Origin of the sequence: Streptomyces roseofulvus (assembly GCF_039534915.1) — a bacterium.
Taxonomy (GTDB): domain Bacteria; phylum Actinomycetota; class Actinomycetes; order Streptomycetales; family Streptomycetaceae; genus Streptomyces; species Streptomyces roseofulvus.
The window spans coordinates 1005956-1018495 of sequence record NZ_BAAAWE010000001.1; the positions used below are offsets into that span (position 1 = coordinate 1005956).

8 protein-coding genes are annotated in these 12540 nt (G+C 75.3%); 3 read left to right on the plus strand and 5 right to left on the minus strand.

Annotated features, from left to right (window positions below; genetic code table 11):
- Positions 1-7 precede the first annotated feature (7 nt).
- Entirely contained in the window at positions 8-403 is a 396-nt protein-coding gene (locus tag ABFY03_RS04620; RefSeq protein ID WP_319008270.1) for a TOBE domain-containing protein, read from the minus strand.
- A 406-nt stretch (positions 404-809) separates the two neighbouring features.
- On the opposite strand from ABFY03_RS04620, the gene ABFY03_RS04625 reads away from it, so the two are divergent.
- Positions 810-2156 carry an extracellular catalytic domain type 1 short-chain-length polyhydroxyalkanoate depolymerase gene (locus ABFY03_RS04625; RefSeq protein WP_346169247.1) on the plus strand — a complete coding sequence of 449 codons (1347 nt, stop codon included), beginning with the start codon at positions 810-812 and terminating at the stop codon, positions 2154-2156.
- A 9-nt stretch (positions 2157-2165) separates the two neighbouring features.
- On the opposite strand, the gene ABFY03_RS04630 is transcribed toward ABFY03_RS04625, so the two are convergent.
- Positions 2166-3344, minus strand: coding sequence for an acyl-CoA dehydrogenase family protein (locus ABFY03_RS04630; RefSeq protein ID WP_319008268.1), 1179 nt, complete (start codon positions 3342-3344; stop codon positions 2166-2168).
- A 151-nt stretch (positions 3345-3495) separates the two neighbouring features.
- A complete protein-coding gene (locus ABFY03_RS04635; RefSeq protein ID WP_346169248.1) occupies positions 3496-7062 on the minus strand; it encodes an AfsR/SARP family transcriptional regulator in 3567 nt (1188 codons plus the stop codon).
- Between the two features lie 122 nt (positions 7063-7184).
- On the opposite strand from ABFY03_RS04635, the gene ABFY03_RS04640 reads away from it, so the two are divergent.
- The gene (locus tag ABFY03_RS04640) at positions 7185-9266 is read left to right on the plus strand and encodes a SpoIIE family protein phosphatase (RefSeq protein WP_346169249.1); all 2082 of its coding nucleotides are present in this window, start codon (positions 7185-7187) and stop codon (positions 9264-9266) included.
- Between the two features lie 10 nt (positions 9267-9276).
- A complete protein-coding gene (locus ABFY03_RS04645; RefSeq protein ID WP_319012910.1) occupies positions 9277-10305 on the plus strand; it encodes a PHP domain-containing protein in 1029 nt (342 codons plus the stop codon).
- 24 nt (positions 10306-10329) lie between these two features.
- On the opposite strand, the gene ABFY03_RS04650 is transcribed toward ABFY03_RS04645, so the two are convergent.
- Together ABFY03_RS04650 and ABFY03_RS04655 are read right to left on the minus strand one after the other, a co-directional pair.
- Positions 10330-11727 carry an NADP-dependent succinic semialdehyde dehydrogenase gene (locus ABFY03_RS04650; protein WP_319012911.1) on the minus strand — a complete coding sequence of 466 codons (1398 nt, stop codon included), beginning with the start codon at positions 11725-11727 and terminating at the stop codon, positions 10330-10332.
- A gap of 100 nt (positions 11728-11827) precedes the next feature.
- Entirely contained in the window at positions 11828-12487 is a 660-nt protein-coding gene (locus ABFY03_RS04655; protein ID WP_319012912.1) for a ThuA domain-containing protein, read from the minus strand.
- Between the last annotated feature and the right edge of the window lie 53 nt (positions 12488-12540).

Below are 12540 nucleotides of genomic sequence, written 5' to 3' on the forward strand. Positions count from 1 at the left end.
CCCGGTGTCAGGCGCGGTCGATGTGCACGCTGGTGGACTTCACGCGGGCGGTGGCCCGCATGCCGACCTCCAGCCCCAGCTCCTCCACGGCCTCCCTGGTGAGCAGGGAGACGAGCCGGTGGGGACCGGCCTGGATGGTGACCTGGGCGGCGACGTCCCCGAGCTTGACCGCCGTGACGATCCCCGGGAAGGCGTTGCGGGCCGACGTGTACGACGGGTCGTCGTCCTCGCCTTCCCCCTGCGCGATCTCCACGGCGAACGCGGCGAGCGACCTGCCGTCGATCACGCGCCGTCCGCTCTCGTCGCGGTGGGTGGCGACCCTGCCCGCGTCCGCCCAGCGGCGTGCCGTGTCGGGGCTGACGCCGAGGAGACGTGCTGCCTGTCCGATGGTGTAGGACTGCATGTGCGTCACGTTAGGCCGTTCGAGCTCTCATCTGCAACAAGATCATGTGACCCTCCATCGCTGGTGCGAGGTGAGTCGTAGGAACCGACGAGAGGGGCGCCCGGCCCTCCCGTCCGGCCCCCTCTGGCCCCGATCCCTCTCCTCCCCGCGCTTCCGGCTCCTCGCGGGAAGACGTCGAAGCGCTTCGCCCCCAAGGTCGGGCTCCCGAGAACGCTCCGGCGACGCAGGTCACCGGAAGGGGGGTGCGGCCTTGTCCCGCCGCCCCATTGACACCCGTTCCGGAGTGATGGGAGCGTCGAAGCGCTTCGCTCAGACCTCCACGGCCCCACCGGCCTCAGCGCCTCCCCGCCGGTTCGACCGGCCGAACGTCAGCACCCGCCCCGCGTACTCCAGAAAGGACAGCGTCATGCCCCGGACGTCGAAGAAGAGAAGCGTCAGGGACGTACTCGTCGCCCTGCTTATGGGGATCGTGCCGCTCGTCGCGGCCCTCGGGCTCACCGGCGCCTCGGCCGGCCCCGCGTCGGCCGCGTCGCTGACCGAGGTGACCGGCTTCGGCAGCAACCCCGGAAACCTGCGGATGTACGTCTACAAGCCCGACAGCGCTCCGGCACGGGCGCCGGTGCTGGTGGCGGTGCACTACTGCACCGGCACGGCGCCCGCCTTCCACGCGAACACGGAGTTCGCCCGCCTGGCCGACCGGCACGGATTCATCGTCGTCTATCCGGACGCGAACGTCAGCGGGCAGTGCTTCGACGTCTCCTCCCCCCAGGCGCTCAAGCACGACGGGGGCAGCGACCCCACGAGCATCGTCCAGATGGTCCGGTACACCGTGCAGAACATGAACGGCGACGCCGGCCGGGTCTACGTCACCGGCGCCTCGTCCGGCGCGATGACGACCAACGTCCTGCTCGGCGCCTACCCCGACGTGTTCCGGGCCGGCGCGGCGTTCTCGGGCGTCCCGTTCGGCTGCTTCGCCACCACCGACGGTTCCGGCTGGAACAGCGACTGCGCCAACGGCAGGATCACCAGGACCCCGCGGGAGTGGGGCGACCTCGTCCGGAACGCCTATCCGGGGTACACCGGCCCCCGGCCGCGGATGCAGCTGTGGCACGGCACCGAGGACGACGTGCTGCGCTACGCGAACTTCGGCGAGGAGATCAAGCAGTGGACCGACGTCCTCGGGGTGAGCCGGACCCCGGTCCTCACCGACTCTCCGGAGCCCCACTGGACCCGCACCCGCTACGGCTCCACCGGCACGCAGGCACCGGTCGAGGCGAACAGCTTCCAGGGCGTCGGGCACACGCTGCCCGCCGGCGGCATGGCGGCCCGGGCCATCGCCTTCTTCGGACTCGACGGCTCCGGCGGGGCCACCACGGGTCCGATCCGCGCCACCGCGTCGGGCAAGTGCCTGGACGTGCCCGGCTTTTCGCAGACCAACGGCGTCCAGACGCAGATCTGGGACTGCAGCGGCGGGACGAACCAGACGTGGACCCGGACGTCGGCCAGGCAGCTCACCGTCTACGGCGGCGCGAAGTGCCTCGCCGCGACCGGCACCGCGGCCGGCGCCGCGGCCGCGATCCGGGACTGCGACGGCGGCACCGACCAGCAGTGGAACCTCAACCCCGACGGCACCGTCACCAGCGTGCGGTCAGGTCTGTGCCTGGACGTGAGCGGTGCCTCCACCGCCAACGGCGCACGGGTCGGACTGTGGTCCTGCCACGGCGGCGGCAACCAGCAGTGGCGCCTCGGCTGACACCGCCGCTCAGCGGCGGACGCGGGGCATGCCCAGACCGATCCAGGAGATGATCTCGCGCTGGATCTCGTTGTTGCCGCCGCCGAAGGTGAAGATCACGGCGGAGCGGTAGCCGCGTTCGAGTTCGCCGTGGAGGACGGCGCCGGGGGAGCCCTCCTTGAGGGCGCCCGCGGCGCCGACGACCTCCATGAGGGCGGCGTAGGCGTCGCGGCGGGCCTCGGAGCCGTAGACCTTGACGGCCGAGGCGTCCTGGGGGGTGAGCGTGCCGTGGTGGACGGCGTTCACCATCTGCCAGTTGAGGAGCCTCATCGCGTCGAGGCGGGTGTGGGTGCGGGCGAGGGTGCGGCGGACCCAGGGGAGGTCGAGGACCCGGCGGCCGTCGGAGAGGAGGGTGTCGGCGGCCCAGCGGCGCACGTCGTGGAGGGCGCGGATCGCCATGGTGCCGTGGGCGGCGAGGGTGACGCGCTCGTGGTTGAGCTGGTTGGTGATGAGCCGCCAGCCCTTGTTCTCCTCGCCGACCCGGCGCGAGACGGGGACGCGGACGTCGTCGTAGTAGCTGGCGGTGGTGTCGTGCGAGGCGAGGGTGTTGATCACCGTGCACGAGTAGCCGGGGTCGGTGGTCGGCACCAGGAGCATGGTGATGCCCTTGTGGGGGGCCGCGTCCGGGTCGGTGCGGACCGCGAGCCAGACCCAGTCGGCGGTGTCGCCGTTGGTCGTCCAGATCTTCTGCCCGTTGACGACGTACGTGTCCCCCTCGCGCACCGCGCGGGTCTTCAGGGCCGCGAGGTCGGTGCCGGCGTCGGGTTCGCTGTAGCCGATGGCGAAGTCGATCTCGCCGGAGAGGACGCGGGGCAGGAAGTACGCCTTCTGTTCGTCGGTGCCGAACTGCATGATCGTCGGGCCGACCGTGTTCAGCGCCATGAGCGGCAGCGGGACGCCCGCCTGGGCGGCCTCGTCGAAGAAGACGAACTGCTCCATCGGCGTGAGGCCGCGCCCGCCGTACTCGGTGGGCCAGCCGACGCCGAGCCAGCCGTCCGCGCCGAGGCGGCGGATCGTCTCGCGGTAGAAGCGCTTCTGGGCGGCCGGGTCCCCGTACCGGCTGTGCACGTCCTCGGGGACGAGCTCCGCGAAGTAGGCCCGCAGCTCGGCGCGCAGGCGGTTCTGTTCCGGCGTGTACTGCAGGTGCATCCCGGCCTCCCGTGGCGGCTCCGTCGTCACTGGGCACGACGGCCGTCACGGTAGAACGTGTTCCACAAATGTGGAAGGCCCGGGGCGCGACTCGCGCCGGCCCCGGCCCCGCTACGCGCGCGTGCCCGGACCGGGGCGCGCGGGTCGGACCTTACGGAAGGAGTTCGTCCAGGGATGCGCGGCCCTTCTCCGCCATCCGGCGCTCGGCCCAGGCCAGGGTCTCCGGCGTCACGTCCCGGCCGGAGGCGAGCACCAGGTCCTCCGCCGTGAACTCGCCCTCCGCGCCGGAGTGCAGCAGCCGGTCGGGCGTCGGTACGTCCCCCCGGGACATCTCGTCGGGCTCAGCGTTCATGCCGTCTCCTCCAAGCTTCTGCGGGTGGGTCCCGGCACTGGCCATTCTCGTGTCCGCTCCCCCGCCCCGCATCCGGGCGCCCCGCGCGGGCCCGGGGCGCGCCGCCCGCCGCAGCAGGCCGGCCGCCGCCGTCACCGCGAGCGCCGCGCCCGCCGCGTACTCCGCGTCGTACGCCTCCGGGGCCAGCGCGGTCCGCAGCACCGCCTCCGCGCGGCGCCGGATCAGGGCCTCCGTCCGCGCGGTGTACGGGCGGAAGCCGCCGCCCCCGGCCCCGCCGGCCTGGGCGTCGTACGCGCCGAGCAGCCGGGCCCCGGTGCGGGCGTCGCCGGCCCGGCCGCGCCCGCCGAGCGCCCACGCGCCCGTGGCGAACTGGGTGACCAGGAGGTACGGCGCCACCATCCGGGCCAGGGTCTCCAGGTCGTCGACCGCGCGGGCGAGCCGGTCCAGCGCCCGGTCGTACGCGCCGTCGAGGCAGTCCACCCAGGCCCGCATGCCGCCCACGAGCCCCCAGAACAGGGCCGGCGTGTGGTCGCCGAACTCCGTCTCCGCCCGGCCCAGCTGCTCCTGCGCGAGACCGGTGCGGCCGGTGTGCGCGTAGTGCTGGGCGAGCAGCAGCCGACCGCTGCCCGCCGCCTCGGCGCCCCACTGGGCGGCCTCCTCCGCGGCCTGGGCGAGCAGCCGCTCGGCCTCCGCGTCGCCGGGCCGCAGCCGGAGCCGTACGGCCGCGAGGCGGGCGGTGAAGACCGGCACCTGGGAGCGGGCCCCGGCGTCCCCGGCCGCGGCGGCGGCCCGGCCGAAGTCGGCGGCGGCCTCGGCGAGCCGTCCGGCGCGCTCGTACGCCTCGCCGCGCGCCGCCAGGGACTCGGCGGTGCCCCAGGCGTCGCCGGCCTCCTCGAAGAGGGCCAGGGCCTCGGCGGCCTCCTCCGGCCCGTCGCCGGCCAGCCTGGCCCGCATGAGCAGCGCGAAGGCCAGGTCCCAGGGCTCGCCGTCGGCGCGGCAGGCGGCCACGAGGAGCGAGAGGGTCTCGTCGAGGCCGGTCAGCGCGCCCGTCATCAGCCGGGCGAAGAACCAGACGGTGCCGGGCTGGCGGCAGATCTGCGGCAGGCCGGGCCGGTAGGCGGCGACGATGCCGCCGAGCCGGGCCCGCAGCTCGGCCTCCCGTTCGAGGGCGGTGGCGCCCGATCCGCCCTGGGCGGCCAGCGCGTACAGGCGGACGCCGCGCCGGGCCTCGCGCAGCCGCTCCCCGGTCCACGGCGGCGGCACGTCGTGGCAGCGGCCGGGGAAGGGCTCGGCGGGCGGGGCGGTCGGGCCGAACGGATCGGGGCCGAAGGCGCCCGCGGCGGCGGACCAGGTGCGGGAGTCGTGCTGGTGGTTCCGGAGCTGCCAGAACCAGGAGAGGGAGTGGACCAGACACAGGAGCTCCTGCTCCGCCCCGGCCGCCTGCGCGGTGCGCAGGGCGGTGCTCAGGTTGTCGTGCTCGCGCTCGAAGAGGGCGAGCGTGACGGCCTGCCGGGGCCCGCGGAGGTCCGGGTCCCGGGTGCGGGCGAGTTCGCGGTAGTACGTCAGGTGGGCCCGTTCGACGGCCGCCCGCTCCCCCGCCTCGTCCAGCCGCTCACCCGCGTACTCCGCCACCGTCTCCAGCAGCCGGAACCGCATCCCCGACTCCTCCGGCGCCGACACCACCAGCGACTTGTCCACCAGCGCACCCAGCACGTCCAGGACATCCACCCCCTCCGCACCCGCGCACACCGCCTCCGCCGCCTCCAGATCACACCCGCCCGTGAACACCGCCAGCCGCCGCAGCACCGCCCGCTCCGGCCCCTCCAGCAACTCCCACGACCAGTCCACCACCGCCCGCAGCGTCTGCTGCCGCGGCAACACCGTCCGCGCCCCCGACGACAACAACCGGAACCGGTCGTCCAGCCGCGCCGCGATCTGCCCCACCGACAACACCCGCAACCGCGCCGCCGCCAGCTCGATCGCCAGCGGCAACCCGTCCAGCCGCCGCACCACCTCCCGCGCCGCCCCCAGGTCCTCCCCCACCACGAACCCCGGCCGCGCCGCCGCACCCCGCTCCCCCAGCAACCGCAACGCCGTCCCCTCCGGCAACGGCCCCAACGGCCGCAACCGCTCCCCCGGCACCCCCAACGGCTCCCGGCTCGTCGCCAGGATCCGCACCCCCGCACACCGCGCCAGCACCGACTCCGCCAACCGCGCCGCCGCCCCCACCACATGCTCACAGTTGTCCAGAAGCAACAGCATCCGCCGCCCCGCACAGAACTCCACCAGCCGGGAGAGCGCGTCGCCGCCGAGGAGTTCGCCGGCGCCGCGGAGCAGCGTCTCGCGGGCGCCGAGGGCGGTGAGGACGGCCTCGGGCACCTCGGACTCCTCGCGTACGGAGGCGAGTTCGGCGAGGTGCACGGCGCCGTCGCCGGGGTACGCCTCCGCCGCCTCCAGGGCGAGCCGGGTCTTGCCGACGCCGCCGGGTCCGAGCAGGGTCACCAGCCGGGCGGACGCCAACTCGGCGCCGAGAGCGGCCAGTTCCTCATCGCGCCCGATGAAGGAGGTGAGGCGGGCGGGCAGCGGCGGGGCAGGCCGCCCGGCCGCCGGGGGCGGGGCCGCGCCGGCGAGCAGCTCCTCGTGGAGGGCGCGCAGTTCGGGGCCGGGGTCGGCGCCGAGCCGGTCGGCGAGGGTCCGGCGGACCTCCTCGTACGCGGCCAGCGCCTCGGCGGCCCGGCCGGTGTCCCGCAGCGCCCGGATCCGCAGGGCCTGCAACGGCTCGTCCAGCGGCCGCCCGGCACACAGCGCCGTGAGCGGGGCGAGGGCGTCGGCGGCCCGGCCGAGGGCGAGGTCGGCGGCGAGGCGGTCGCGGCGGGCCCCGGCGTGCCGCTGCTCGACGCGCAGGACCAGCGGGTCGGTCGCCCGGTCGGGCAGGTCGGCGAGGGCCGGCCCGGCCCACAGCCCCAGGGCCTCGTCGAGCAGCGCCGCAGCCCGCCCGGCGTCCCCGGCGGCCAGCGCCGCCGACCCGTCCGCCGCCAGCCGCTCGAACCGGAACAGGTCGACGTCCTCCCGCTCCGCCCCCAGCCGGTACCCGCCCGGCACGGAGACGACCGTGCCGGTGCCGAGGGCCCTGCGGAGCCGGGCGACGAGGGCCTGGAGCGCGGCCGCGGGGTCCTCGGGGCCGGTGTCGTCCCCGGCCCACACCCGGTCGGCGAGGGCGGCCGGCGTGACGGGCCGGCCCCCGGCGGCGGCGAGGGCGGCGAAGAGGGCGGCGAGGCGGGCGCCGCGCACCGGGCCCTCCGTGCCGTCGGCGTGCGGGGCACGGCCGGGACCGAGGACGCGGTAGCGAGGCTGCACCCGCCCCATTCTGCCCCGGCCGCCGGCCCGCCCCGGTGCCGCTCCGGGGCACCTCCGGCAGGGCGGCGCGCGGGCGCCACGCCGTGCCGCAGCCATGGCGTCGGCGGGGTGCGGGTTCGACAATGGGGAGGATGACCGACGACGATCCGCGAGGGCACGGTGGCGGGATCGGGCCCGCCGAGTGGCTCGCCATGAACCGGACCGGCAGCTTCGACTGGGACCTCGACACGGGCACCATCGATGTCGACGCGTCCGGGCTGCTGGTCTTCGGCGTGTCCCCGGACGGGTTCGACGGGCGGCCGGCGACCCTGGTGGAGCGGCTCGAACCGGCGGAGCGGACGCGTCTGGACCGGGTGGTGCGGGCGGCGGTGACCGGTGGTGACGCCTCGTACAGCACTCATTTCCCGATCCCTCAGGACGACGGGACACCCCATTGGACGCATGTGCTGGCGCGGATCCTGCGGGACGGGGACGGGCGGGCGCACCGGATCGTGGGGGCGGTGCGGGACACCACGGCCGAGGTGGCGCACGCGGCCTTCGTGCAGCAGCTGGAGAAGCGCCGCGAGATGCAGACGAGCATCGTCGAACGGACCACGCACGCGCTGTCGCGGGCCGTCACGGTGGACGACGTGACGGCCGCGCTCACCGGGCCGGGCGGGCTCGCGCGGCTCGGCGCGGACGGGCTGGCGCTGGGTCTGGTCGAGAACGGTTCGCTGAACGTGATCGCGCTGAGCGGCGACTCCCTGGACGTGCTGGACGGGCTGCGGACGCGGCGGCTCGACCACGGACTGCCGCTGGCGGACGCGGTGCTGAGCGGCCGGCCGCGGTTCGTGTCCTCCTTCGCCTCGCTGGGGCGGGACTTCCCGGAGCTGGCGCCGTATCTGGAGCGGCTGCCGTTCCGCGCGGCCTGCTATCTGCCGCTGGTGGCGCAGGCGCGTTCGCTGGGCGGGATGGCGCTGTTCTACCGGGGGCGCACGGCGTTCACGGCCGACGAGCGGAACCTGGCCCTCGGCCTCGCGGCGATCGTCGCCCAGTCGCTCCAGCGGGCGATCCTCTTCGACGAGGAGCGGGAGCTGGCCACCGGCCTGCAGGCGACGATGCTGCCGCGCCGGATCCCGGAGATCTCCGGCGGGGAGATCGCGGTCCGCTACCACGCGGCGTGGAGCGGCAGGCAGGTCGGCGGGGACTGGTACGACGTGATCGCGCTGCCGCGCGGCCGGGTGGGGATCGTCGTCGGCGACGTGCAGGGGCACGACACCCACGCGGCGGCGATCATGGGCCAGTTGCGGATCGCGCTGCGGGCGTACGCGGGTGAGGGCCACGCCCCGGCCACGGTGCTCGCCCGGGCCTCCCGCTTCCTCGCGGAGCTGGACACCAACCGCTTCGCGACCTGCACCTACGCACAGGTGGATCTGGCGAGCGGGACCGTGCGGGCGGTGCGGGCCGGGCATCTGGGGCCGCTGATCCGGCACACCGACGGGCGGGTGGGGCAGCCGAAGCTGCGCGGCGGGATGCCGCTCGGGCTGGCCACCGTGTTCGGCGAGGAGGAGTTCCCTGAGACCCGGCTCGACCTGGTGCCCGGCGAGACGCTGGTGCTGTGCACGGACGGTCTGGTGGAGCAGCCCGGCACCGACATCGAGGCGGGGCTCGCGGCCCTGTCGGAGGCGGTGGGCAGCGGGCCTCCGCAGGCGGAGGCGCTGGCCGACCACCTGTCGGAGCGGCTGTGGGAGCGGTGGGGGTCGGGGGACGACGTGGCGCTCCTGGTGCTGCGGCGGAGCCCGGACCCGGGGACGCCGCGCGCGCCGCGCATCCACCAGTACATCCACCAGGCCGATCCGCAGGGGCTCTCGGACGCGCGGGCGGCGGTGGGGCAGGCGCTGCGGGACTGGGGGATGCCGGAACTCGCCGACGACGCCGAGCTGTTGACGGGCGAGCTGCTGGTGAACGTGCTGCTGCACACCGAGGGCGGGGCGGTGCTCACCCTGGAGGTGCTGCCGGAGCCGGTGCGGCGGGTGCGGCTGTCGGTGCAGGACCGGTCGAGCGCGTGGCCCCGTCGGCGGACGCCGGGCGAGGCGGCGACGTCGGGCCGGGGGCTGCTCCTGATGGACGCGCTGGCGTCCCGCTGGGGGGTGGAGCCGCGCGGCGAGGGCAAGGCGGTGTGGTGCGAGATCGGTCCGGCGCCGGTGGGCGCGGACGCGTCGGGCGGCGGCTGAGGAGCCGGTCATGGACCCTGTGGCGGCGTTGAACCGGATCGCGTTCCTGCTGGAGCGCGGCGGCGGTCCGGCCTATCGGGCGCGGGCCTTCCGTACGGCCGCGGCGGCGGTGGAGGCGCTGCCGGCGGGCGAGGTCGAACGGCGGGCCGCGGCGGGCACGCTGGAGTCCCTGAAGGGGGTCGGGCCGAAGACGGCCGGGGTGGTGCGGGAGGCGCTGGAGGGCCGGGTGCCGGACTATCTGGCCGAACTGGAGAGGAGGCTGGCGGAGTCGCTGGAGGTGGAGCCGGCCGAACCGGGCGGCGGGCGGGAGCTGCGGGCGGCGCTGCGCGGCGACTGCCACCTCCACTCGGACTGGTCGGACGGCGGGGCCTCGATCGGGGCGATGGGGCGCGCGGCGATCGAGATGGGCCACGACTGGGCGGTGCTGACGGACCACTCGCCTCGGCTGACCGTGGCCCGCGGGCTGTCGCCGGAGCGGCTGCGCGAGCAACTGGACGTGGTGGCGGAGCTGAACGAGGAGTGGGCGCCCTTCCGGCTGCTCACCGGCATCGAGTGCGACATCCTCGACGACGGCTCGCTCGACCAGGAGCCCGAACTCCTCGACCGGCTCGATCTGGTGGTGGGGTCGGTCCATTCCAAGCTGCGGATGGACGCGCGGGCGATGACCCGGCGGATGGAGGCCGCGGTGCGGAACCCGCTGATGGACGTCCTCGGCCACTGCACCGGACGGCTGGTCGCGGGCGGGCGGCTGCGTCCCGAGTCGGAGTTCGACGCGGAGCGGGTGTTCGCGGCCTGCGCGGAGGCGGGGACGGCGGTGGAGATCAACAGCCGTCCGGAACGGCTCGACCCGCCGCGACGGCTGCTGCGGCTCGCCGTGGAGGCGGGGGCGTACCTGGCGGTCGACACGGACGCGCACGCGCCGGGTCAGCTGGCGTGGCAGATCATCGGCTGCGCGCGGGCGGAGGAGTGCGGCGTACCGGCGGAGCGGGTGATCAACACATGGGACGCGGACCGGCTGCTGGCGTGGACGCGGGAGTAGCCGGGCACGCGGCGGGGTCCGGCGTCAGGCGCGCTGCCAGACCGTCGTGACGTTGCAGAACTCCCTGATGCCGTGGCCGGACAGCTCGCGCCCGTAGCCGGAGCGCTTGACGCCGCCGAAGGGCAGCGCCGGGTGGGAGGCGGTCATGCCGTTGACGAAGACGCCGCCGGCCTGGAGGTCGCGGACGAAGAAGTCGACGTCCTCGTCCCGGCGGGTCCACACGTTGGAACTGAGGCCGAACGGCGAGTCGTTGGCGACCGCCACGGCCTCCTCGGCGTCCCGGACCGCGTAGACGGTCGCGACGGGGCCGAAGGTCTCCTCCTGGTGGATGCGCATGGCGGGGGTGATGCCGGTGAGGACGGTGGGCCGGTAGTACCAGCCGCGGGCCAGCTCCGGCTCCTCGGGGCGGTGGCCGCCGCACAGCGCGGTGGCGCCGAGCCGGACCGCGTCGTCGACGAGTTCCTCCAGGTCGGCGCGGCCCTTCTCGGTGGCGAGGGGACCGACGTCGGTGGACTCGTCGAGGGGGTCGCCGACGGTGAGGGCGTTCATGGCGGCGGTGAAGCGTTCGGTGAAGTCCTCGTACACGTCCTCGTGGACGATGAACCGCTTGGCGGCGATGCAGGACTGGCCGTTGTTCTGCACGCGCGCGGTGACGGCGGTCTTCACGGCCCGGACGATGTCCGCGGAGGGCATCACGATGTACGGGTCGCTGCCGCCGAGTTCCAGGACGGTCTTCTTGACGACGTCGCCGGCGACGGAGGCGACGGCCCGGCCGGCGGGTTCGCTGCCGGTGAGCGTGGCGGCGGCGACCCGGGGGTCGCGGAGCACCGCCTCGACGTCGCCGGAGCCGATCAGGAGGGTCTGGAAGCAGCCGTCGGGGTAGCCGGCGCGGCGGAACAGGTCGCCGAGGTAGAGCGCGGTCCTCGGCACGTTGGAGGCGTGCTTGAGGAGGCCGGTGTTGCCGGCCATGAGGGCGGGGGCGGCGAAGCGGATCACCTGCCAGAGGGGGAAGTTCCACGGCATGACGGCGAGCACCGGGCCGAGCGGCCGGTAGTGGACCCGGGCCCGGTCGGCGCCCGAGTCGCGGACGTCGCTCTCGGCGGGGTGCTCGTCGGCGAGCAGCTCCTCGGCGTGCTTGGCGTACCAGCGCATGGCCTTGGCGCACTTGCCGGCCTCGGCGCGGGAGGCGGTGAGCGGTTTGCCCATCTCCAGCGTCATGGTGCGGGCGATGTCCTCGGCGTCCTCGTCGAGGAGGGTGGCGGCGGCGCGCAGCAGTCGGGCCCTCTCGGCGAACGGCGTGGTGCGCCAGTGGCGGAACGCCTCGTGGGCGGCGGCGATGCGCCGCTCCACCTCGTCCGGTCCGTGCGCCTCGTAGGTGCGCAGCGTCTCGCCGGTGGCGGGGTTCACGGTGGCGATGGCCATGGCCTTCTCCTCCTGCGTCGGCCCCCACCGGAAACCTCCCGCTTCCGGCGCCGTGGCGCAAGGGGGGCGGGTGCGGTGGGGTGACGCACGCGCGCGTGCGTCAGCCGAGCAGCCAGGTCAGGGCCCCGTCGAGATGGGCGCGGAAGAGGGGGTCGCGGTACGCCTCCGGGGCGTGGCCGAGGGCCGTGAACAGGAAGCGGCCCGCGTCGACGGTCCGGCACCAGGCGATCGGATGGTCGTCGCCGAGCGTGCCGCCCTCGTACGCGGTCTCGTCGGCGCGCAGCAGGACGCGGACGCCCGCGGCGCGCGGGTGGGAGGCGTACTCGTACCACTCGTCCGTCCACTCCCAGCGGCCCGGCAGCGGCGCGCAGGCGGGGTGGCCGGCGTCCTCGACGAGGACGGCGCCGGGCTGGAGCGGGGGGTGCCCGGCGAAGCGGGTGCCGAGGAGGTCGCCGTAGAAGGGCCAGTCGGGTTCGGCGTTGGCGGCGGCGTGCACGGCGAGCAGCGCGCCGCCACCGCGCAGGTACGCCTCCAGGGCGGTGCGGCCGTCGGGGGTGAGGACGGTGCCGGTGGTGGAGAGCAGGACGACGAGCGCGCGGCCGGCGAGACCGTCGGCGGTGAACGCGGCGGGGTCCTCGGTGGCCTCGGCGGTGAGCCCCCGCCCGGCGGCGAGCGCGGCGAGGGCGGCGGCGGCGTCGGGGATGGAGTCGTGCCGGTACCCGGCGGTGCGGGTGTAGACGAGGACGTCGGGGGTGGGCACGGGGGGCTCCTGGTTGCGGTGCGGGCGAGCGGGGTGAGACGGGGAGAGGGCGG

Bases quoted from the DNA above. Each gene is read 5' to 3' on its own strand.
- ABFY03_RS04620 (WP_319008270.1), bottom strand. From the start codon at position 403: ATGCAGTCCTACACCATCGGACAGGCAGCACGTCTCCTCGGCGTCAGC.
- ABFY03_RS04625 (WP_346169247.1), top strand. From the start codon at position 810: ATGCCCCGGACGTCGAAGAAGAGAAGCGTCAGGGACGTACTCGTCGCC.
- ABFY03_RS04630 (WP_319008268.1), bottom strand. From the start codon at position 3,344: ATGCACCTGCAGTACACGCCGGAACAGAACCGCCTGCGCGCCGAGCTG.
- ABFY03_RS04635 (WP_346169248.1), bottom strand. From the start codon at position 7,062: ATGGGGCGGGTGCAGCCTCGCTACCGCGTCCTCGGTCCCGGCCGTGCC.
- ABFY03_RS04640 (WP_346169249.1), top strand. From the start codon at position 7,185: ATGACCGACGACGATCCGCGAGGGCACGGTGGCGGGATCGGGCCCGCC.
- ABFY03_RS04645 (WP_319012910.1), top strand. From the start codon at position 9,277: ATGGACCCTGTGGCGGCGTTGAACCGGATCGCGTTCCTGCTGGAGCGC.
- ABFY03_RS04650 (WP_319012911.1), bottom strand. From the start codon at position 11,727: ATGGCCATCGCCACCGTGAACCCCGCCACCGGCGAGACGCTGCGCACC.